This is a genomic window from Mucilaginibacter rubeus (genome assembly GCF_014643835.1).
GTDB lineage: Bacteria > Bacteroidota > Bacteroidia > Sphingobacteriales > Sphingobacteriaceae > Mucilaginibacter > Mucilaginibacter rubeus.
This window is the reverse complement of record NZ_BMKD01000003.1, coordinates 532,521-555,868: the sequence shown is the minus strand read 5'-3', so window position 1 is coordinate 555,868 and position 23,348 is coordinate 532,521. Positions and strand designations below refer to the sequence as shown.

Below are 23,348 nucleotides of genomic sequence, written 5' to 3'. Positions count from 1 at the left end.
GTTCTTAAACGTAGGAGACACTACCAGCTTACTTTTTTTCTGACGACACTATATTTTTGATATCATCAGCAGATAATGCGGCTTTGAATACTTTCACTCTGTCCATAAAGCCGTGAAACACGCGTTCCGATGGAAACTCTTCGTTTCGGCCTAACGTCCATTTGTTATTTACCGACAGATCAGCGGTTACCTCTAACAGCGTGGTTCCGGCCAAAACACTATCGATATAAACATACAGCTTTTTGCCGTTGCACACGCCCGCAATGTGGTGCCAGTGTTGTTGCCAGTCGGCAGGGAGGTTTACAGTACAGTCGCCCCTGCCCCATCCGCCCGCAAAAAAAGTCAGGGTTCTGTTATCGGTCATTTGCAATACATCGTTATCGCCTTTGGTAATGATATCAACCAAACCTTTCTCATTGCCCATCGGGTAAACCCATCCCATCATGGTAATGGATTCATCCATATTGTCCAAAGATGGTGAGTTTGGGACTTCCAAATAAGTACTATCGCTAAATAATAGTTTATCATTAGTAGTTGTTACTGAAGATGAAATAACATTTCCGTTGTTATGAAAGCCCGAACTATCAGCTACTATCTTACCACGGGCTATCGATGCGAAATCAAGTAATAATGATTCTGTAGCATTTTCATAAACCTTGTAGATAGTTTTCGCCGTATCGACCCTCACATATTCAAATCCGTTTTTGGACGCTTTTATATGATGACTAATGGTTTTAACTTCACCGGCATCAAGTTTAATATTATCGGTAAAAACAACCGAATCATTCTGGATTACAGGTATAATAAAGGTTTGCTTTAATCCGCCAGTATTTTTTATCCGGTATTTTATTTCCTGGCTTTCATTCAACCTGATCATCGGTTTTACTTCCAGCCCCGATATTTTAAAAGCTTGCTCCTGCGGTTTTGCAGGCAGATTCACTTCGACAATCAACGGTAGTGTATTATCAAGCTTCAGTACCGTTTTTCCCACAGGGTAAAGGCGAAACTCAATAGAATCCTGAACAGTTTGTCCCGGCTCAACCAGGCAGTTTTTATAACTATATGGCTTTCCGTTAACCAACAGCTTTATGGTTTTAATGCCCTTGCTACCTGTATTTTTAAGTTTAAACCTTATCACAAGCGGCTCGTCAGGCACTGCATTTTTTTTATCGACCGAATAACTCGCTGTACTAAAGGCAGTATTTTTTTGTGTGGCCGATAGCTCAATCGGATCTTTATCGGTTGGCCAGTTACCTGGGGCTTTCCCCATATCAAAAGTCATTGCACCACCGTTAACCAACACCGAATGTGGCAGGGCCAATTGCTGCCAGGCTTTGCCATTCACATGCAGAGCCTGTACGTAATTATTTTTTTCAGATGAATTATTACTGCCGATGATGAACTTTTTGCCATTGGGTAAATGAAGCGTTACAGATTTGAACAAAGGCGCACCGATAGCGTAAAGCGGATTACCAGGACATACCGGATATATCCCGAGCGAGCTAAAGACATACCAGCTTGATGTTGAACCCAAGTCATCATTACCGGGTAAACCACCGGGTGTGGCGCTGAACCTGTTGAGCATAATATCCCTCACCCATTTTTGTGTTAACTGAGGCTTACCTGCCTGATTGAACATATAAGGCAAATGGAAAACAGTTTCGTTATCAAATAGAATAACATTATTGCGCAGGGCAGGGTCAAGCCGGGCGGAGAATTGTTCGTTGCCGCCGGTCATGTTAATAAGGTCTTTACCGTTTTGAGGTACAAAGTACGAGTACACCCATTTATCGCCCTCTTTATATCCTGATGTACCGGGCTGCAGTTTAAACTCATCACCATTACGCGGAAGCATAAAGAGTTCATCTTTATTTAAAAGATTACGGTAACTAAATCCCCTGTTTGCTAATAATTGAGCGGTTTGTTTATCTCCCATCGCCTTTTCGGCAAATTGCGATAAAGCCCAATCATCATAAGCATATTCTACAGTGCGGGTAACCGACTCAGGTTTGGTGAATGGAACGTAGCCTTTTTGATGGTACACTTCCATGTCCGATTGCACGAATGGGCCATCAATCAAATCCTTCTTCATAGCCTTGTAAGCAAGCTCTTTATCGAAACCGGTAATGCCTTTTAAGTATGAGTCAACAATGATAGGAATAGCATGATTGCCCGTCATGCTTTCTGTTGGCAGATGCCCGCTTTGCTTGTAAACATCAAGCATGGATAAGATCACATCCTGCTGCTTCTGTGGATAAAGCAGTGTAAGTAATGGGTGCAGCGACCGGAAAGTATCCCATGGAGAGAAAGCCCCGTACTGATTTTGCCCTGTTTTTTGATGAACCTCGCCATCATTCCCCCGATAATTGCCATCAGCATCATCAACAACCCAGGGCAATAACAGCGAATGGTAAAGCGCCGTATAAAATACTGTTTTGTTTTGCTCGTTACCGTCGATTATATCAACTACCGATAATACTTTAGCCCATTCGCCGCCGGTTTTCGCGCGAACCTCATCAAAAGTTAAGCTACCGATTTCCTGATCAATATTATGCTGTGCATTGAGATAGCTAACTGATGATTTACTTAAGCGCAAAGTAATCACTTTAGTCTTCGGGAAAGTGAAAACCCAGCCCCCTTTAACTTCCTTTTTTTCCGTATATCCTTCGCTAAAGTTTATCACAGCGTTTGCAACTGAAGTATGGATCACTTTACTTGATATCGCCTGGATTTCACCGGCATTTCCAACGAAAATTTGTGGATTAGTGCTTCCATTGAACATAAACCGAAACATGCCAGTTCTCGTAGTAGCTGTAGCTTCGGCGGTAATCCGCTGGTTATCAAAATCCACTTTATAATAGCCCGGTACGGCAGTTTCTTTTTTGTGCGAAAAATGCAGGCTTGACTTTCCCGGTTCAAAACTTTCACTACCACTAAACGGCATCACAAAAAAATGGCCTGATGATCCTTCAGGAAAACCGCTCATGTGGCCAAAGCAACTGAAATAATAAATTGAGCTATCGGTGTAGTTATATCCCCTTGTCCCTGTAGTCCTTGTTTCGGGACTTAGTTGTACGCTGCCCGACGGCGCAACAGCTCCCGGATAACAACCTCCATTATTACCCCATTTGGTAAGCACATTGCTAAGTGATGTACCGATAAACGGATCAACATATTGCAGATGGTCTGTATGTTGGGCATAGAGGTTGCTGCCCAATAAAACTGCGGCTAAGGCGAAAACGATATGGGATAATGACTTCAATTTAAATTATGTTTTGTAGAGATGCATCACATGCGTCTTCAGCATCTGATAATACAACGTTGACCTTTTGGTTGGAGACGCATGTGATGCGTCTCTACGTAGATATTATATTTTTATGTAGATCTTCTTTTTATCAAGCACCCAAGCCACCAGCCAGCAAAGCATCATATAACCTAGTGCAAATACCAGTGTACCAAATGCGCCGGGGAAGATCTTTTGATAAAGCACTTGGTTTATCCAGTCGTAAAAACTTAGCTGTGGTTTTACCCAAATGGTTTGGAACACGGTTAACAGCAATTCTGACAGCAGATATATGGCCAGTGAATTGCGCCCGAATATGAGAAAGAAGTTTGTGCTACTCTTTACCTTTTTTATTTCGATGGCAAATACCATAAAACCCAACAACAAAAGGTCGATACCAATGGTAAGCAGTGTGAACGAACTCGTCCATAGTTTTTTAGCAACCGGGAAAAATTGCGCCCAGAATAAGGAAATAGCAATCAGTAAAACACCGCACATAAACAAACGGGCAACCGACTCATAGTTTTTACCCTTACGCTGTATAAACGCTCCGGCCAGATAACCGCCAATTACATTCACAATGGCTGTCATGGTGCTGAGTAAACCCTCCGGGTCAAAAGCTATCGGACCGCCTTTATCGTGATATAAATGATCGTTTCCCATTAACACAATATCTAATCGGGTGCCCGCATTGCCAAGCATGGTATACTCTTTACCCTGTTCGCCGCAAAATATCAGGAATGCCCAGTAGCCCAATAAAAGCACAGCAGAGATAACGATGGCCGTCTTTTGCGAGCAATAATGAACTATCAGTGCGCCAAAAAAGTAGCACAGCGCTATTCGCTGCAACACGCCCATGATACGGGTATGGCTTAGTGGGTTAAACACCCAATTACCCGCTTCACGATGGAAGAAAGGGAACCAGTACATCAGATACCCCAGCAGGAAAATGATCACCGTGCGCTTAAAGATCTTGCCTATAAAAGCGGCATCCGTTTCAAATTTCTTTTTAGAGAAACTAAGCGCGTTGCCAACTGCAAAAAGGAATGATGGAAAAACGAGATCGGTGGGTGTAAAACCAATCCAGGATGCATGATCAAGCGGCGACCATACGTTTGCCCCCGAACCGGGGGCATTAACGATGATCATGAAGCAAATGGTCATACCACGGAAAACATCGAGCGCGGTAAATCTTTCGGTTGTTGCAGCCATTTTTGCAATTATATTAATTAAGGGGTATTGAAATTTCTTTGATTAACCGGCCTGCGGCTTCTTCGGCCACAATACGGGTTTTATTGATACTATTGCCGTCTTCGTCATAAACCACCACCTGGTTTACACCCGGTTTAAGCCAGCATTCGGGGATATAAAGGCTTTTCATATCCAGTTTTTCAGGGTACCTGCCTAAGTTGTGACCATTAACCCAAACGGAGCCATGTCCTAATCCATCGGGATCAAAACGCCAGATGAATGTACTTCTTGCTGATGATGGCAGACTGAAAATGGTGCGATAAAAGGCTGGTCCATTTTTTACTTGCTTAACTGCTTCAAGCTTCGTCCAGCCCTGAACAGCTTGCGCATCACCCGGACCACCTTTTAATTGCCAGTTGATTACCGCTGTGGCATCACCTATGGCATTGATTTTTACAGATTGATCGATGCCCCCTTCATTTGAGTAATTTTCAATAAAAAGGGTAAGATCAACCGGGTGTTTTAAGGTTTCTGCATCAGTAATGTTCACTTCAAATGGCTGGTTCCAGCCGTCATGATGGGCTACTTGTTTACCGTTAATAAATACGGTGGCGTTTTCGTCAACGCTTTTAAACAGCACTGCTAATTTTGAAGTCCCCGCCGGCTGCTGAGGAATAGTAGTGTGAAACCAGGCATAACCCTCTTTCAGGTTAAAAACATCCGCGCCTATTTTATATTTTTTGTAAACCGATGTATCAAATGCCGGTGGCCCCTGTTTTACATCGTCTTTTTTGTTTGCTTTGGTAAAATACCAGTCGCCAAGCTCAGAAATGAACGGTCCGCCTTTTTTAATGAGCGCATTGCCGAAAAGGCCTTTGCTGTCAACCTGGTCTATCGGCCCAAGATAAGCAGCTAACTTATCCCTGCCGTCGTGCGCGGCAAAAACGGCCAGTGTATGTTTGCCTTTGATAAGGTTAAGTGTTAATTCATTATCATTCAGTTTCCATTTAGCCGTGGGTTTGCCGTCAATAAAAGCTTGCCCCCTGCCGCCACCTTTTACCTGCAGGGTATATTTTCCGTTGGATGGTATATTTATGATAGTCCTATACCAGGCATCGGCAGTTATATCGTCATCCGCTCCCATTGGCTTCGGATCCTTTGATTTGAGCCAGCTGCTTGTGTTTACATTTGTTGCCGCGTTAACGGCTGCGTTTTTATATTGCCAGTTAGCTAAGCTGATAGTTGACTGCTGATTGCCTTTCTGCGCATCAAGGCTGAATGGTATCTCCTTGCGATCAGTATATAATACCGCTTTCTGAATTATGCTCTCGGTTAAAGGCGTTTCTGCTATTAATTTTAACTGGCCATTTTTAACCGATGCCTCACCAACATAGTTCAACCCAGTGATGATGTAGTTTTTGTCTTCGCTTTCGGTAATCCACGTTTTATCGGTTAAAGCACGATTCATGACTAAAACCCTTACAGTTTGCGAACCAACGTTAAAACTATATTCAACAACCTTTTCCGCGATTGCCGGCATTTGCTCATCGATAAGCACATTATTGTTATCGATTTTTACCGAAGACAATACCGACGAGGCTTTCACTTTTGTATTAAAACGAAGCAACAGCGGCTCACCGACTTCAGCATCAACAATTATAGTTGTGGTATTAGCCTGCTTAACAATAGCAAACACGCGGGTAAGTGCCCAATCAAGCGTAACCTCATCGTTAAGCCTATAATTGTGTACCAACGGATAAATCTCTTTGGGCTGTAGGCTGATCTTTTTTCCCGCAAACAGGTTCTCGTTACCCTTGATATTTAATGATGAACTTACCTTAGATGTACCCGGATTATCCAGGAATATCAGATCACCTGCCGGGCTTGTACGGGCAGATATTTTAACCGTTGTGTTAACGGCAATGCCTTTGTATGTTTCCGCAGCGTTAGTGCTGTTCTCCAATACATTCTGAAAACTGCGGGAGAACCATGCGGCGCGTTTAAAAGTGTAATAGATTGGTCGCAGATCACCGGCCTGGCCTATACCAGTGCCATAATCGTATGAAGCTGCGTCCTCATCATTATTGGTATAGCCAAAGTTTGAACCACCGTGCGCCATGTAGTAGTTATAGCCGTTGCCACCGTGAGCAATGATTTTCCAGGTGCGCCTATCGTAAAGTTCGGCATCACCGGGTTTGGCTCCATATTGTGAATACCAAACAGCCCAGAATTCGGTAGAGAACCATGGGTTTGGCCGCTCATCGTCATCCAGTTTTCCATCACCGGCCGGATCGCTGGCGTGATGTAATCCGCTGAAGAAATATGGTACCTGCATACCCATATCCAAAGCTTTTGCCTGCAGGTGTTTAAAGTAACCATCAGGCATTACTGTTCCCCAGCCGTTGGGGTGCTCATTCTCCAACTGAACCAAAATCACAGCGCCGCCTTTATTGATCTGCCTCTGGAATACCACCGGCAATAGATGGTCAAAAAAACGATCTACATATTGCTCAAAAGGCTTATTGTCCTCGCGCACCAGCAGTCCTTTTTTAAATTTAAGCCATATAGGGTAACCGCCATTATCCCATTCGGCACAATAATACGGGCCAACACGCACAATGGCATATAAGCCCAGTTGCTTAACTATATCCAGAAATTTACCAAGGTCATGGTCGCCGGTAAAATTGAATTTACCGGGCTGCTCTTCATGAAAATTCCAGATGGTATAGATCTCTATACAGTTAAAACCCGCCCGTTTTATCCGCAGTAATCTATCATACCAAAGTTCATGCGGGATGCGGGCGTATTCCAACCCGGCCGATGCGATAAATGTGCGTTTACCCTGAACAATAAAGCCTTTGCTGTCAAAATCAATATAAGGCTTTGCAACTGCTGTGGCTGGAAAAATATGATCGTTTGAGCTCTGGCTGTGGGCTGCTGTAAAAGCGGTTAGTAGTAAAATAAATGTAAATATAACGTAGCGTATTCTCATGATTCATCAAAAATCCAGACTTACGAAGTTTTAAAAACTTCGTAAGTCTTCAACTTCATATTTTTTTATCGCGTCCCCAAAATCATCGCATTATACTTCGCAAACAATTGCTTTGATTTTTCAATGGCATCACCTTTTGCTGTATCGGTATAAGCATTATCATGCTTGTTTACCCATTGCCACTCCCAATCCTTTACCTGCTTATCAAAGGCTTCGGCATTAAAGTCGGTTTTGGTTGATAACGACTTATCCAACTGCCCAAAGTACATTACCCAACGTGGTTTGTAATATTCCTTAATTAAGCCCGCCCATTGGCGATTGGAATATTCGCGCAAACCGCTTTCTTTATCGCCCCAAAGGGTAACCAAATCGCGGGCGTTAAACTCGTAAAGGTTTTTCTCCTTATCAGTTACGCCGTTAGTCCTTGCTTCGTTGATCCATTTGCCTAACAGGAAATCTTTGCGCGTGCTTAGCAGCGCGTCCATATCATCCATGAGCTCCAGGAATTGGCTGCTATATAATTTAAATTGTTGCTGATCCTTATTCTGATAAGCCTGAGCCATTTTCTGCTGTAGCGGACTTGCATAATTGGCCAACACCTGCCGGGTAACATCAACCAGGTCATACTGAAAACCATCACTTTGTTTTAGGCTGTCGGCAGCATTTATGAGTAGCGTCCAGGCTTTAACCAATTGCATAGGGTCATAATCCAGTTTGGTCAATACCCTGTCGATATATTTTTTTATTATCGGCCTTGCCACAATGATCGATTCTGGGCCGCCTTCGGTTAGGCCGCCTGAGTACACCGAATTTAACAGGATGTGCCATGCTTCATCTGCCTGATTGTTAGCTTGTCCGTAACGGCGCTGCGCATAGTTAGCTACCCATTTATCGGCATCAATCGGGGTATCGTTCCAAACGTTTTCCAACATTAGTGCAAACAGCGCAGGGTTTTGTTCGATACCTTCGGGTGTAACACCAATACCACGCATATTTTTTGATTCAGGATCATGCAGGGCCATGGCCGGATCGGCAGCTACATGGCGCATACGACCAAACAGGCTGATGTTCCCGCCAAAGTTTTGGAGCATACTCCAGATCCATGGTTTGCCATAGTAAGCTTCCGTACGGTTCCAAACCGGGTGGGCATCGCTGTACAAATCAAGCACGATCATCTGCTCGTTTGGCACAGCGTTAAGCAGCGCTTTAATCTGTTGCGGCTGCCAGAATTTGTTATTATAGTGAAACATCCAACCCTGCATTACCCAGATAGCTTTAGGATCGGCAGCAGCCATAGAGTTGAATACTTTCTTACTCATACCATCCAGGTAGGTTGAATCATTTGTTGGCGGCACGTTTTCATTAAAAGTATCGGCCGAGTACAGGTGGTCGGTACCGAACTCTTTTGTTTGTGCCTCTATATATTTTTTACCGATGGTTTCAAACATCGGATCGTCGGGATCAAGTATAAAAACATCTGGAAACCCGGCATCCCAGTTGGTTCTTTTAACCTTAGCAGCGGGGAATTTATCTTTAAATGATGGCGGCACATGGCCGGTAAATGACGACAATACAGGCGTCATCCCAAATGAGCGTTCGCGCTCTAAAATCTTTTTTTGTAATGCTTTATGCGAGTCCATCCAATGTTGCGGCAGCGGGCCGCCCCAGGCATCAATGTTCCCCATCCAAAACCATGAAAAATAAGCAGGGCCGCTAAAAAACTCATATAGTTGTTTATCAGTAAACCCCATGTCTTTGTAAACGGTTTGCCAAACGGCTTCTTCGCCGGTTATGGCCAGCGGCATATTGATACCGTTCAGGGCCATCCAGTCAATTTCTTTTTGCCAGCGTTCCCAATCCCACCAGGCCATGGTGTAATTAAACGTGCAGTAATTTAAGTAGTAGCGATATTGGTAAGGCGTGGTTTTATGGATGAGGCCTTTAACTGACGGCAAAGTAGCAGGCAAATTAAGGTTTGTGCCATTCCAGCCGATATCGCAAAAGCAATAATTTTTAAGATAGTAATTTAGTGCTGATGCTATAGAAAGGCCATTATTACCTCTCAGCACAATTTTACCATTACGGCTTTCCAATTCAAATACATCTTTGCCGTTTTGTTGCGGGATAGCCTCAACAACAAACAAATTACCTTTGCCGGGAATTACTCTTTCAATAAAATCGTACGAGGCTTTCTGATCAACCTGGGCACTGGCTTTAAAACCCAATGAAATAATAGCAACAACAAGTAAACACTTTCTCATCAACAGATAATTAAACGCTGGAAATAAATACCGGCAACATGAGGCTCTCCCCTATTGCCGGTATAAGGATATAATTATTTAAAATTAGGGTTCTGTACTAACACACCTTTACTCTTATCAATCTCAACCTGGGGGATTGGGAAGTAATAGTTTTTAGGGCGTACAAAGGTTACCGTTTTGTTTTGATCAAGCGGAGCTTTGGAAACAGCAAGGTTATAAATTGCCGCTATATCCACAATTTTAGCTTTATCCCAGCGCATCAGGTCCTGATGGCGTTGATCTTCACCCGCCAGTTCAACTCGACGCTCATGGATCAGCTCTTTCATGCCAGCTCCTGAAACAGGTTTTAACAGTGGAGAAGCCCTATGCCTGATCTGGTTGATCAAAGCGTCACCAGCTCCGGCACCTTGTGTACGGATCAAGGCTTCGGCAACTAATAAATAAATATCTGCAGAACGCATTAGAGGCACAGCATAACTGTGGTCAACTCCACCGCCATCAGCTTCAGTATTAAATACAGCGTACTTTTTAAATGCATAACCAGTAGCAGAAAGATCGGCGGTAAACGTTGTCAAGCCCTTGCCATCACCCAGATCAACCTTGTCGCCAACGCTTAATAAAGTAGCCTGTTTACGCGGATCACCTGCCTCAAACTCATTGGCAAGTCCCTGTAATGGCTGACTAAAGCCATAACCGTTCCATGATCTTGGAATGTAATAAACTGTAAAGTCATTTTGTACAACGGTTTGTACAGCCTGGATCGAAAAAAGCAACTCGGTGCTGGTTTCGTTAGCACGGGTAAAATTATCGGCGTAGTTAGCAGCCAACGCGTAATGTGAATTGGAAATCACTTTTTGACCGGTTGCAATTGCCTCAGGAAGTTTTTCCCAATACATGTAAAGCTTGGTTAATAAGCCCAATGCAGTTCCTTTGCTTACACGGCCGCGGTCGGCAGAGCCATAGCTTTCAGGCAAAAGATCCACCGCTTTCAACAAGTCCGACTCGATCTGTTTTCGTACTTCTTCAATTGGCGATTTTGGAACATTAAAAGTTTGTTTTGAGTAATCATCTTCGGTAATGATAGGTACATCGCCATGAATGATCATTAAACGCCAGTAGCCAAAGGCACGTAAAAAATAAGCTTCGCCCATACTCCGATTTTTAATATCGGCAGATATTGCGGTGATCTTTGGGATGTTAATGATGCAATTGGTTGCCCGGTTGATGGTTTCATACCTCCATTTCCATGGATACCTGATGGCTGCATTTGAAGCATCATAAGTTAAGTTCTCAATGCCCTCATCCTCGCTATGATCACCTGAACGCCAGTAATCGTCAGATGGAACATCAAATGTAGCCTCCGCGTGGCCAACATAATCCTCTTCTTCCAAAAGGCTATAAATACCGGAAACCGCATTTACAGCATCAACTTCGTTCCTGAAATAATTATCTGAGGTATAAACCCCTTGTTGTTTAAGATCAAGTGCTTTTTTACAGGCGCTGTTGAGTAACGCCAGCCCTATAACCATATATATTGTAATTTTCGATTTCATGATTTTAAAGTTTAGCAGTTATACCGAATGTAATTGTACGTACCGTAGGGTACTGGGCCACATCAACCCCACGCTGCAGGTTGCCATTAGTATAACCAAGCTCAGGGGTGTATCCTTTATAATTGGTTATAAAAAATATGTTTTGACCTGATGCATATAACCTTACGCTTTTCAGTGTCGCTTTTTTAGCCCAGCTTGCAGGTAAAGTATAACCTAAAGTGGCATTTTTGAGGGCAAAGTAATTCCCGCTTTCGACAAACAGGTCGGATGTGCGATAATTGTCGTTAGCACGATCTAATGACATACGCGGGATCGAGTTGCTTGTGCCCGGCCCTGTCCAGCGGTTCATGTCTTCGGCATAAAGATTAAACGGATAGGTTGGATCAATACCTTGCATCCTATCGGCATTATAAAGGCTTACACCAAATACGCCGGTAAAGTTTGCTGCAAAGTCAAAACCTTTGTATGAAAGACTGCCTTGCAAACCAACTGTAGCATTAGGATTTGGATTGCCCAAATTGGTGCGGTCATTACCATCAATCTGGCCATCGCCATTTAAATCCAGAAAACGCACATCGCCGGGTTTGATATTAGCCTTGCGCGAATCATTTTTAAGCGCCGGATCGTTATCAATTTCTGCCTGGGTTTGGTAAAGGCCATTTGTTTTCCATCCGTAAAAAGAAGCTATCGGCTGACCCTGATATGTTCTTGAGATTTCCTGGCTTGAACGCCCGTAAACTGTCGAACCAATGAAAGTACCTTCTCCATTAAGTTTAGTTACCTTATTTTTGATAAACGAAGCATTGGCACCGAATGAATATTTTAGTTTATCGCCGCCTTGATAGTTAATTTCAACTTCGACACCTTTGTTATTCATTGTACCGATGTTTTGATTTGGAATAGCTACCGAACCCGCTGAACCTACTACCGGCGGTGATATCAGCATATCTTTAGTATTCTTATTGAAATACGTAAGTGTGGTATTTAACTGGTTATTCAGGAAACCAGCATCAAGGGTAATGTTGGTCATAGCAGTACGCTCCCAAGTAATATCCGGATTTGCAATACTTGTAACAGCTGCACCACTTACTCCCGTGCCGCCAAAGGCATAACCACCATTTTCATAAGTACTGCCAATTTTGATCAAGCTTAGATACTGAAAAGGCAGTACATTTTGATTACCCAACTCACCATAACCACCCGTCAATTTCAAGTTATTAATCCAGGTGATATTTTTCATGAATTTTTCACTGGTAATTCTCCAGCCCAAGGAGAATGCAGGAAAGTACCCCCACTGTTTGCCGGGCGCAAATTTGGAAGAACCGTCTGCACGAAAAGTAACGGTTGCCAGGTACCTGCTGTCAAAATCATAAAATAACCTTGCAAAGCCCGACTGCAGTGAAGATGGCTGAGGCAAGATATTTGAATTGAATTGGCCATTGCCCTGGTTAAGCACCCGTTGATCGGGATCGGTGTCGTCATAACCAACCCTTTGAGCGTTAAAACCGTAATCTTTAAAGTTTTGATAAGAATAACCACCTGTAAAAGTTACGTGACTTTTGCCAAACACCTTATCATACGTAAGAAAAGATTCAAGCAACTGTGACGATACTTCCTCTTCAGATTGAGTTAAGGTAGAATTTGGGTTTGGCCTTGTTTGATTATTATCTGCGATACTAAAATTATAATTGCGGATAAATGTACCGTCAAAGGCATAGTTAACCTTCAATTTCAGCTCCTTTAAAAAGGTAATTTCAGCAAACGCGTTGGCCAAGGCCCTGTACTTTTTAGTGTACCTGTCGGCCATTTGGATAGTAGCATAGGGACTGTTGATATCACCCAACTGATTAGCAAAAGCCTTTGATGTACCGTAAGTACCATCAGGATTTACCAGCGGTATAGCCGGGTTAAAACGCAGAGCCGAAAATATCAAACCCGTTTGCGAATTATTGTTATCAAAGCCATTGTTATTACCGTAGGTCAGTTGAACGTTCTCTCCCAGTTTTAACCATGAAGTTATCTTATGCTCGGAATTGATACGTGTACTGTATCGTTTGAAGTTGGTTTTATCAATAATACCATCCTCGTTATAAATAGAGCTTGAAAAGTAATAGTTTGAAGCATCATTACCACCCTGGATACTAACATCGCCATTGGTTACACGCCCGGTACCCATAATAGCCCTTTGCCAGTCAGTTCTTTGAGTAGCATAATAATTATCATCCCATGGAGCATCAATTGCTACGCCGTCATTTGTATAACGTTCCCTTTTTAATTTAAATAAATCTGGAGCCGTTAGCAGATTAAGATATTTAGTTGTGTTGGAAAACCCGCTATAAAAGTTAACAGTGGTTGCCAGCTTTTGATTATAAGTACCTCTTTTCGTAGTTACTAAAACCACACCATTCGCAGCACGTGTACCGTAAATAGCGCTTGAAGAGGCGTCTTTCAAAATGTCGACGCTGGCAATATCGTTGGGGTTAATGTCACTTAACGCGTCAGGGTTACTGGTAGGTACACCGTCAATTACAATTAACGGATTGGCATCATTCACTGTACCTGTTCCACGGATCCTGATGCTCGGCGCAGCGCCAGGTGAACCATCGTTACGAACAATACTTACACCACTTGCACGGCCATCTAAAGCCTGGGCCGCTGTACTAACAGGCAAGTTTTGAATATCCGATCCTTTAACGCTTGCTACTGCACCCGTAACATCAACCTTTTTGCTGGTACCATAACCAACAACCACAACTTCGGTCAAGGCAGATGGCAGGGCAACGAGGGTGATATTTAAAGTTTGGCTTCCGGTTATAGTAACAACCTTCTTTTCATACCCGATATAAGATATTTCCAACACGCCGTTTACAGGGGCATCGATACTGAAATTACCATTTAGATCGGTAGTAGTACCCTGATTAGTACCTTGAAGCCTAATGTTTACACCAATAAGCGGTTCACCTTTGGCATCAACAACTTTTCCTTTTATAAGGGCAAGGTTTTTGGCATCCTCCTGGTTGGCAATGATCACTACATGATCATCACTCATTTTATAGGAGAGCTTATCATCAATGATAACGGCAAGCAGCTCATCAATAGTTGCGTCTTTTACATCCACATCAACCCTACCCAACTTTTTAACACTGGCATAGTTGTAAAAGAAACGGTAATCACTTTGTTTTTGAATTTTGGTAAGGACACTGCTTACTTCGGCCTGCTTTAGGTTAAGCGTAAATTTCTGCTGTGAGTACACTTTTGCAGAAACTTGCACACAGGTAACCATGACCAATAAAAATACTGCTTTCATCAGCAAAATAACTTTGAGACACACGGGCGCGCCACGAAGCGGGAACACCCTTCTTGTTTTTTTCATTACATTTGTTTTGAAAATAAATGGATGGAGTAAGTGCTGTGTTACAATAGCTTACTCCGTTAATAAAATCCTATTTGTTTGCGGGGAGGAGTGGCAGCTCTTCCCTTGTTTATTTGAGGATATTTCAGGAATCTGACAGGTAAGTTTTCAATATCATAAGCTGTTAATTAAGTGGTTAGTTAGTTTATTTTGTTTTTATTTATCTTTCTTTGACAGGTACACCGTTTGTCCATCAACCCTAAAATTGAACGGCGTGGTCAGTTCAATAATGCCTAAAGCTTCCTTCAACGTTTCTTTATCAAGTAAACCGCTTATCTGCTCGGTACGAAGCGCCCGATCTTCAAACACAACCTGCACGTTGTATTTGCGTTCAATTTGAGCAGCCACATCTTCAAACATCTCGTTGGTGAACAGGATGCGGTTATCAACCCAGGCTGTTTCTTTCACTTCATCCGGCTTAACATGAGGCAATTCGGTTACCTGGTATTCAATTTTACCTTCCTTGCTCTTTACACTTTTAGGCTCCCGGTTATTAACAACAATCAGCTTTTCATTAGGCAACAGGATAATCTTTTTTTCGGGATTGTTTTTTAATTCAACCTGTACCTTACCTTTTAACAGCGTAGTTTCAACTGTTTTATCATTATTATAAGCCTTAACATTAAACACCGTTCCTAATACCTTTACAACAAGCTTAGCAGTATGTACCAGAAAAGGTTTCTTAGCATTTTTGGTAACTTCAAAAAAACCTTCGCCGGTAAGGCTTACATCCCGGCTATTTTTTTCAAAAGCCTCAGGGTATGAAAAAGTACTGCCTGCATTCAGGGTAACCTGTGTTCCGTCGGGCAGTTTGAGCTTTTCGGTTTTACCGTAAGGCACACGAATTTCATGTAATATGTTTTCGGTGGTTAAAGTATCCTGCTGTACCGCTCTGTTATAAAATAAAACGCCTGTAGTAACAAGCACCAGTACCGCTGCAGCAACCCATTGCCACCTGAACATTGGTTTTATCTTAGTATCATTCGCCGAATTTTCGTTCAAGCTTTTAATCCGGTTCCAGATTTCCTCCAGGTTTCCGTTAATCTCTTCCGGTTTTGTTTCTGTTGCTTCAGTGCCGTTTCCTTTTAAAGCATTGGTAACATTGTAAGTTTTTTTATAGTCGGGAAATTGTTCAAGAAACATGTCGAGTTCGGTCAATTCTTCAGCACTGGCAGTTTTGCCCATGCTTTTGGCCATTAACTCAATAAACCTGGATTTGCTCATAGTAATTGGTATTCTGGCTTAAGGACACAGCAGTTCCCAGTTTTTCCTAAAAGAAATTAAAATATTTTTTTGAAGGGGATCAACCTATTTATTCCCAAGTGCCTCATCCAGTTTCTTCAACGCGATGGCCAGTTGGGCAAATACAGTTTTGTTAGAGAGACCAAGGATATCGGCTACCTCATTGCAGGAGAGATCATCCTCTTTAACCATTTTAAAAATGAGCTTACAACGGGGCGGCAAACTGTTTACAGCGTTTAGAACTCCGGCTTGCAGCTCTTTGCTGATGAGCAATTGCGCGGGATCCACCGATAAATGAAAATAATAGGTTTCGGCAAGTTGAGCGTCGCGGTTTCTTTTTGAGGTGTTACTTCGGATATGGTTAAGACAGGCATTTTTTATAGCCACATAAAAGTATACTTTAGGGTTCGAGATCTTGTTAAGCTTGTGGCGGCCAGTCCAGATATTTACAAAAAGATCGTTGATAATCTCCTCGCAAGCTTCCTTATCGCCCAAAAAGGACCAGGCAAACTGATTAAGATTATTGATCAGCAGCTTATACAATTCATTAAAGGCAGATTCATCATTATTATAATGAATAGAATCTATAAGTTCTTTAATCTCCAATGTTGAGCGGCTTGCTTTTAACGGGAACAGTTAACTGAAATAATGTACAATTTTAAGTAAAAAATCTTGATCAAAGCTATTTTAGGTTGATTTAAGAAACCCCTATCTGCTCATCGCCCAAAACCGATTGTCTGCAATTCTATTATCGTAATATTCGCGGTTTAAAATGTCTAATTCAGGTGATAAGATGTCCGCTTGTACCATAAACCCATATTTCCATATTGAAACCTGTTATATTTTAGCAGCAAACGGAAATAATTGGGGTGTTTGGTCAAAACAGATTAAAGTTTGACGGTGGTTTTAGTAACACAACAGCAGATTTGGCCTATAGGCCATAATTAACTTTATATTTGCCCGGCGACCATTTTATTTCCGCAAACCCTTGCAATAAATGAAAGACACAACATTTAAAATCTCTCCCGGAATTATATGGAGCAGTTCAATTTTCCTTGGCCTGTTGGCCTCCGTTCCCCAAATAGCCGAACGCCATTTTAAACCCGCTGAAGCGGCAGTGAATTCGGCGGTTACGGCAGCATTTTCATTGTTTGTATGGTACTATAATATCTATACGCTGCCAAAGCAATCGGGCAATAAACAACTGAATAAAAGCATCTCGTATTCCCGGCTCCTTACAACACTGCTGATAGGTATGGGGGTAATGCTGGCCTTAGCCTACATACAGCAACTGATACTAACGCATTTGAATTTTGGCCCGGTAATGCTGATGATCGAAGTAAGGGGCATACTTATTAACCTGGTATTTTATATGCTTATAAACCTGTTGTACCAGAACTACCAAAACCAGCAGGTTAACGTTGAGTTGGAACGTATTAAGGCCGATAACCTTGGCGCACAATATGAACTGTTGAAACAGCAGATCAACCCGCATTTCCTGTTTAACAGTCTCAATACCCTAAAGGCGATGGTTGAGACCAATGACCAACACTCGGTAGATTTCATCCTTAAACTTTCAAATTTTTACCGTTTTACGCTTGAGAGCCGAAAATTAGACCTCATTCATTTATCCGACGAACTGGAAATTGTAGAAGCTTACAATTTTTTACTTAAAGCCAGGTTTGAAGACGGTTTTATTTTCACTAATACTATACATGAACAATATCGCGGTACGCTAATTCCCCCATTCACACTGCAGCTATTGATAGAAAACTGTATTAAACACAATGTGGTATCATTAGATCATCCCCTGCATATCAAACTGTATACTGAGGGTGAAAACATCGTTATGGAAAACGAAATAAAACCAAAGCGCTTTGAAGAACCATCAACAGGTGTTGGGCTTAAGAATATCAATTTGCGTTACGATCACCTGCTTGATAAACATATAGAGATCATATCTGAAGATAAAATATTCAAAGTTAAACTACCTATTATACATGAACATTATCATCATTGAAGACGAATTAAAGGCGGCCCGTTCGCTTGAAACGATCATATTAGAATTAAGACCGCACTCAAAAATAATTGCCAAGCTTCAGAGTGTTGAAAGCTCGGTTGCCTATCTTTCAGAGAACAAGCAGCCCGATCTTATTTTTATGGATATCCAACTGTCGGATGGGTTGTGTTTTGAGATCTTTAAATCGGTAAAGGTGTCCTGCCCTATTATTTTCTGTACCGCGTTTGATGAATATTCGTTAGAGGCATTTAAGGCCAACAGCGTTGATTATGTACTCAAGCCTTTCTCAAAAACAGATATTGCCGATGCCTTTAAAAAAGTAGACGAGTTGCGTAATTTCTTTCAGCAGGGTTCATCTCCTGATATCAGCAGCCTGCTATCGCAGGTTACGCCTCCTGCCGGTAAAAAAAGCTTCCTGGTATTTAAAAATAATAAGTATATCAGCATAGCGTCCAATAATATAGCCTTCTTCTACATCCGCAATGAACTTTCGACCATCATGACTTTTGATCAGCAGGAATATGTGGTTAACCAGTCGCTTGATCAGATCAGCGGTCAGCTCTCGCAGGAGCAGTTCTTCAGGCTCAACAGGCAATACATAGTTAACTTCAGTGCGATAAAAGAGGTGGAGCATTATTTTATGCGTAAGCTGTTTGTGAAACTAACAATTCCAACTCCCGAGAAATTACTCATCAATAAAGAAAAAGCGCCGGTATTTTTAAGCTGGCTCGAGAATAGATAGTCTTTTAAGTTCGAAGTCGGAAGTGTTGAGTCAGAAGTTCTAAAAAGCTGTATAATTTTTTCAAGTAGAGACGCATAATTGCGTCTCCCGCAGGACAAGCGACTTTGCAGACCATTTGCTAAAGTAATTTGCATACGGTGGACGCAATTATGCGTCTCTACAATTAAAAACAACTGAGAACTTAAGACTAAAGACTTTCGACTCAAACAATGCCCAACTGAGCTTACAATATGTCCGGTTGGGCTTTTTTACGCTGTTTTAGCGACCATTTCGAGGCTAATTTTGATGTAAATTAAAATCGAAAGAAATATGAAAACCTTAAAAATTTTTAGCTTTTGTGTTGGTACCGTGGCACTGGCACTTGCTACCGCAGCTTACGCTAATCGTAAAATAAATGCGCCTAAAACCGAAAACAACACTACTCCCGGAAAAGGTTTTGCTTTGGTAGAATTGTTTACTTCAGAGGGATGCTCAAGCTGTCCTCCTGCTGATGAATTGCTGGCGAGGATCCAAAAAGAGTCACAGGAAAAGCCTGTTTACATATTAGCTTACCATGTTGATTATTGGAATAACCTCGGCTGGAAAGATGTATTCAGCAATGCCATGTTTTCAAAACGTCAAAAAGAATATAGTTACTATTTAAATGCCCAGGTTTATACACCCCAAGTTATAGTTAATGGTAAAACTGAGATGGTTGGCTCGGATGAGCCGGCACTTCGTGAAGCGATTTCGAATGCATTAACAACCGCACAAACTGCTCAGGTTTCCTTAAAAGCACAACAAACCGGCGATAAGCTTGCTGTAAATTACGAACTATCAGGCAACACTGATAACCAGCAATTGCTGATAGCCGTTGTGCAAAAAACAGCCATCAGCAAAGTTGCCCGCGGCGAAAACGAAGGCAGAACTTTATCGCACGCCCAAATTGTACGCGACTTAAAAACAGTTGCCCTAAGCCAGGTAAAAACAGGCCAAACCATTATTAGCGTTCCTAAAGAATTTAACCAGCAAGAATGGGAAGTAGTAGGCTTTATACAAAACAAAGATAATGGTGAGGTTTTAACTGCAACAAAAGCTGTTTTAACCAGCGAAGCCGTAGCCAAAATATAACCACCATAAATTCAAAAATCATGAGCAAGTTGAAACAAGGCCGGTTATTAATGGGATTCTTGTCACTGTTCTCTTTATCATTCCTGACAAGGGCACCGTTTGAACGTAACCCGCAGGATTGTGAATTGATCTGCGTTACGGGAAAGAGAAAAAAACCGGTGGAAAATAACTAAATCTAACATAAACAGGATCGGCCCTTCGCAGGGTCGATCCTGTTTTTAATAAATACTATCATGAAAACATTACTGCTAATTGCCATAGCAACATTTTTAAGCATTGTGGTTTATGCCCAGGCAAACGAACTAAATTGTACCGAGCAGGCATTTACTTTTAAAATAAACCTGCCGGCGGGTGGACGCAACTATTCTTCCCAAACAGGCCGCTTTGACGCTTCGCAATTATCACCGGAGTTCAGGTTGCCGGGTGCTAATACCAGTAAACAAAATCAAGCGGATAGCATTCTGCCTGCCGGCTTTAACAAAAAACCTGATCCATACACAGCTTATTCTTCGGCCGATAATATCCTGCTTAAAAAGATGACATTTCTACATCCTAAAATAAACGCTGTAACAGGTAAATTTACCTACACAGCCTACGATCATTTTAAGCTATTGCCAATGCCTGTCTTAAACGCCTTAACTCCGCTCTTAAACTAATCATCATTAACATAAAAAAGCAAACCAATGAAACTCAACTATTACGGTCACTCGTGCTTCTCGGTAGTAGCCGGAGGTAAACACATTTTGTTTGATCCCTTTATTACAGGTAACGAATTGGCAAAAGAAATCAACATTGATGAAATAAAAGCTGATTACATTTTTGTATCGCACGGGCATTACGATCATATTTTGGATGTAGAAACTATAGCCAACCGTACAGGCGCTATGGTTGTGGGTATTTATGAGGTGTATGATTACTTCAGCAAAAAAGGCGTTAAAAATGTGCATCCTTTAAACCCTGGCGGCAAGGTGACTTTTGATTTTGGCATTGCCAAATCATTCATTGCCCAACACTCGGCCAGCTTTCCGGATGGCAGCTATGCAGGCGTGGCCTGCGGTTATGCTTTAAAGACCGATGATGGTAATCTCTATTACAGTGGCGATACCGGTCTCACCTTAGATATGGAACTGGTGGCAAGATGGATTGATCTGGATTTCGCGGTTTTCCCGATCGGGGACATGTTAACGATGGGCGTTGAAGATGCCATTGAAGCGGCAAAGCTTGTTAAGGCCAATAAGGTTTTGGGGGGTCATTATGATACTTTTGGCTTTATTAAAATAGATAAGGACAAAGCTTTTAAACAATTTGAACAGGCAGGGATAAAATTGTTTTTACCAGCCATTGGCGAAAGTATAGAGATTTAAATCTGTGATTTTCCATACATAAAAAGGCCTGCTCTCTTTAACAGGAGCAGGCCTTTTTATGACTTTTAAAGTACCCCCTTCAGGGGGCGGAAGGGGTTTATACTAAATTGATCTCAACATTGATATTACCGTAAGTCAATTTTGAATAAGGACATGTTTGGTGTGCTTCTTCAATCAATGCTTTGGCTACTTCAACATCCAAACCTGGCAAACTTACATTTAAACGGGCTTGAAGGAAATAAGCGCCGATAGTGATACCCAAATCCACTTCTGCATCAATAGCCAATTCGGCAGGGAGTGCAATCCTTTTTTTAGCGGCAGCAATACCGATGGCGCCTTCAAAACATGCTGACCAGCCTGCTGCAAATAATTGCTCGGGGTTTGTGCCTGGTTTAGGGGTTCCGGGAGTTGAATGTTTGATATCCAACTGGCCATCGGTACTAACAGATGAACCACCGTCACGACCGCCAACTGTACGAACTTTACCGGTATATAATACTTTGTCGATTTTATTAGCTGAGATAGCGTTGATAACCTTGATCTTACTGATACCTGATTCTTGAATAGTTTCCATTGTGTTATTTATTTATTAATTTTTGTTTTTTGTATGCTCAAAGATACCCTGATATCGCCCGGTGCCCTATCACTAACTATGTGAACCGGACAAGCCATGTCGTGAACAAGACATTCTTTAAGCCGAAAGTTCAACCAGTACGAGAGCTATTGAAACTTTTAATCACAACCGGTAAAGAATAAGAAAACCAGCTACACATTACGCGTAATTATTCTAAATAAATTTGGATACTACGTTTATAAACAGCAATTTTAAGCAACTCATTGTTCGTAAACCAATTGAAGAAGTTTATTGCTCTAATGCTGCTCGGTTTTCACCTGCTTAATATAGGCGGGCAACTGGCATTGCATCAGTTCATGGTTTACAAAAGCAATAAATACTTTGCCGAACAAACTGCCAAAGGCTTTTACAATGTGAAAGACCTTACCGAGGTAGTAATCCCGGTAAACATGCCTGGCATAACCGACTGGAAAAACTACGAAAATATTCATGGGCAGATCCGGTTTGGCAACAACAGCTACAATTATCAAAAAATGCGCGTAACCAGTCGCGCAATTTATTTGATGTGCATCCCAAACTACGAAACCACCCGGCTGGCCGATAAGAACATCATTAACGCCAGGGATGTAAAAGAGAACCCTGTACCGCAAAAGGAGCATGTACCCTTTGGTAAGATAATTATGCAGGATAACCTCAATTTCACTTTTGTACATTTTGAGTTTGGCTGCCCTGTAAAATATACTCAACAAATTGTTGTTCACCCGGTTCAACAGTTAATTCCTGCTCACCAGGATATTCCGGAGCAACCGCCAAAGGCTGTTTGTTAATCTTCTCCCTGTTTTAATTCATTTTTAGGGTAGCGGCTGTGCCACTATACTGTTGTGTTATTATTTATTTCTGTCGATAGTTTATTCGTGGCTCAAGAGCTATGAAAATAGCTATATATCGATAAGATTAGTAATCTCCAGACAGGTACATCCCCTTCCCCAACCTACAAACATTCAAAAATTATTTATGCCTTATATTACCCTTGAAAGCCATTTGCCGGGCATTACCGGCCTGTTGGAGTATGCCAAAGAACCGGCACAACCTATCCGTAACCTTACGCAATTTTTATTGCGCGGCCCATCCACCCTATCCGAAGCTGATCGCGAGCTGATAGCCACCATAGTATCACACAACAACCAATGCACCTTTTGCACTACCGCTCACACCGCCGCAGCCGATCTGCTTGCCGGCGAAGCCGAAACAGCACAAAAGGTAAAGGAAAACATCGAAACCGCTCCGGTTACCGAGAAAATGAAAGCCCTGCTTACAATTGCCAAACTAACCGCACAAAACGGCCGGAATGTAACTACCGAAGCCATCGACCGTGCCAAAGCAGCCGGAGCTACCGACATTGAGATCCATGATACCGTGCTTATAGCTGCCCTATTTTGCTATTATAACCGCTATGTTGACGGATTGGCCACTGCCCTCCCAGCCGATGCCGGTTACTACAACGTACTGGCCGAACGCCTTGTTAACCATGGTTATACCCGCCTGCCGCAAGGCTATGATCATTTGAAAAAATAATCCTAATCCCTATTTAAAGTAAAACCCAA

16 protein-coding genes are annotated in these 23,348 nt (G+C 42.1%); 7 read left to right on the top strand and 9 right to left on the bottom strand.

Going from position 1 to position 23,348, the window contains the following annotated elements; genetic code table 11:
• Positions 1 to 28: 28 nt before the first annotated feature.
• From IEX80_RS12530 to IEX80_RS12495, 8 genes are all read right to left on the bottom strand, one after another.
• A complete protein-coding gene (locus IEX80_RS12530) occupies positions 29 to 3,262 on the bottom strand; it encodes a GH92 family glycosyl hydrolase (RefSeq protein ID WP_188833085.1) in 3,234 nt (1,077 codons plus the stop codon).
• A gap of 105 nt (positions 3,263 to 3,367) precedes the next feature.
• Positions 3,368 to 4,495 (bottom strand): acyltransferase family protein, encoded by a 1,128-nt coding sequence (locus IEX80_RS12525; RefSeq protein ID WP_090523577.1) that lies wholly within the window; start codon positions 4,493 to 4,495, stop codon positions 3,368 to 3,370.
• Positions 4,496 to 4,508: 13 nt separating this feature from the next.
• Complete coding sequence (locus IEX80_RS12520) at positions 4,509 to 7,466, bottom strand: beta-galactosidase (protein ID WP_090523575.1); 2,958 nt, start codon at positions 7,464 to 7,466, stop codon at positions 4,509 to 4,511.
• A 65-nt stretch (positions 7,467 to 7,531) separates the two neighbouring features.
• Positions 7,532 to 9,727, bottom strand: coding sequence for an alpha-N-acetylglucosaminidase (locus IEX80_RS12515; protein ID WP_090523573.1), 2,196 nt, complete (start codon positions 9,725 to 9,727; stop codon positions 7,532 to 7,534).
• Positions 9,728 to 9,801: 74 nt separating this feature from the next.
• Complete coding sequence (locus IEX80_RS12510) at positions 9,802 to 11,280, bottom strand: RagB/SusD family nutrient uptake outer membrane protein (protein ID WP_090523568.1); 1,479 nt, start codon at positions 11,278 to 11,280, stop codon at positions 9,802 to 9,804.
• A 4-nt stretch (positions 11,281 to 11,284) separates the two neighbouring features.
• Positions 11,285 to 14,653 (bottom strand): TonB-dependent receptor, encoded by a 3,369-nt coding sequence (locus IEX80_RS12505; RefSeq protein ID WP_090523564.1) that lies wholly within the window; start codon positions 14,651 to 14,653, stop codon positions 11,285 to 11,287.
• A gap of 195 nt (positions 14,654 to 14,848) precedes the next feature.
• Positions 14,849 to 15,916: a FecR family protein gene (locus tag IEX80_RS12500; RefSeq protein WP_188833084.1), complete on the bottom strand. Its 1,068-nt coding sequence runs from the start codon at positions 15,914 to 15,916 to the stop codon at positions 14,849 to 14,851.
• A gap of 84 nt (positions 15,917 to 16,000) precedes the next feature.
• Entirely contained in the window at positions 16,001 to 16,540 is a 540-nt protein-coding gene (locus IEX80_RS12495) for an RNA polymerase sigma-70 factor (RefSeq protein WP_175489876.1), read from the bottom strand.
• A gap of 391 nt (positions 16,541 to 16,931) precedes the next feature.
• On the opposite strand from IEX80_RS12495, the gene IEX80_RS12490 reads away from it, so the two are divergent.
• The 5 genes from IEX80_RS12490 to IEX80_RS12470 all read left to right on the top strand — a co-directional run bounded on the left by IEX80_RS12490 (position 16,932) and on the right by IEX80_RS12470 (position 21,170).
• Positions 16,932 to 17,954, top strand: coding sequence for a sensor histidine kinase (locus IEX80_RS12490; protein WP_090523546.1), 1,023 nt, complete (start codon positions 16,932 to 16,934; stop codon positions 17,952 to 17,954).
• Positions 17,935 to 18,696, top strand: a complete 762-nt coding sequence (locus IEX80_RS12485; RefSeq protein ID WP_090523543.1) for a LytR/AlgR family response regulator transcription factor — start codon at positions 17,935 to 17,937, stop codon at positions 18,694 to 18,696. Before IEX80_RS12490 ends, IEX80_RS12485 begins: the two co-directional genes overlap by 20 nt.
• Before the next feature lie 309 nt (positions 18,697 to 19,005).
• Positions 19,006 to 19,806, top strand: coding sequence for a DUF1223 domain-containing protein (locus IEX80_RS12480; protein ID WP_090523536.1), 801 nt, complete (start codon positions 19,006 to 19,008; stop codon positions 19,804 to 19,806).
• Between the two features lie 233 nt (positions 19,807 to 20,039).
• Positions 20,040 to 20,462 (top strand): hypothetical protein, encoded by a 423-nt coding sequence (locus IEX80_RS12475; protein WP_090523531.1) that lies wholly within the window; start codon positions 20,040 to 20,042, stop codon positions 20,460 to 20,462.
• 27 nt (positions 20,463 to 20,489) lie between these two features.
• Positions 20,490 to 21,170, top strand: a complete 681-nt coding sequence (locus IEX80_RS12470; protein ID WP_090523527.1) for a metal-dependent hydrolase — start codon at positions 20,490 to 20,492, stop codon at positions 21,168 to 21,170.
• A gap of 97 nt (positions 21,171 to 21,267) precedes the next feature.
• Here IEX80_RS12470 and IEX80_RS12465 read toward each other — a convergent pair whose 3' ends face one another.
• Positions 21,268 to 21,744: an organic hydroperoxide resistance protein gene (locus IEX80_RS12465; protein ID WP_188833083.1), complete on the bottom strand. Its 477-nt coding sequence runs from the start codon at positions 21,742 to 21,744 to the stop codon at positions 21,268 to 21,270.
• A gap of 278 nt (positions 21,745 to 22,022) precedes the next feature.
• On the opposite strand from IEX80_RS12465, the gene IEX80_RS12460 reads away from it, so the two are divergent.
• Entirely contained in the window at positions 22,023 to 22,571 is a 549-nt protein-coding gene (locus IEX80_RS12460) for a hypothetical protein (protein WP_139159899.1), read from the top strand.
• 187 nt (positions 22,572 to 22,758) lie between these two features.
• Positions 22,759 to 23,319 (top strand): carboxymuconolactone decarboxylase family protein, encoded by a 561-nt coding sequence (locus tag IEX80_RS12455; RefSeq protein ID WP_090523513.1) that lies wholly within the window; start codon positions 22,759 to 22,761, stop codon positions 23,317 to 23,319.
• The last annotated feature ends 29 nt before the right edge of the window (positions 23,320 to 23,348 follow it).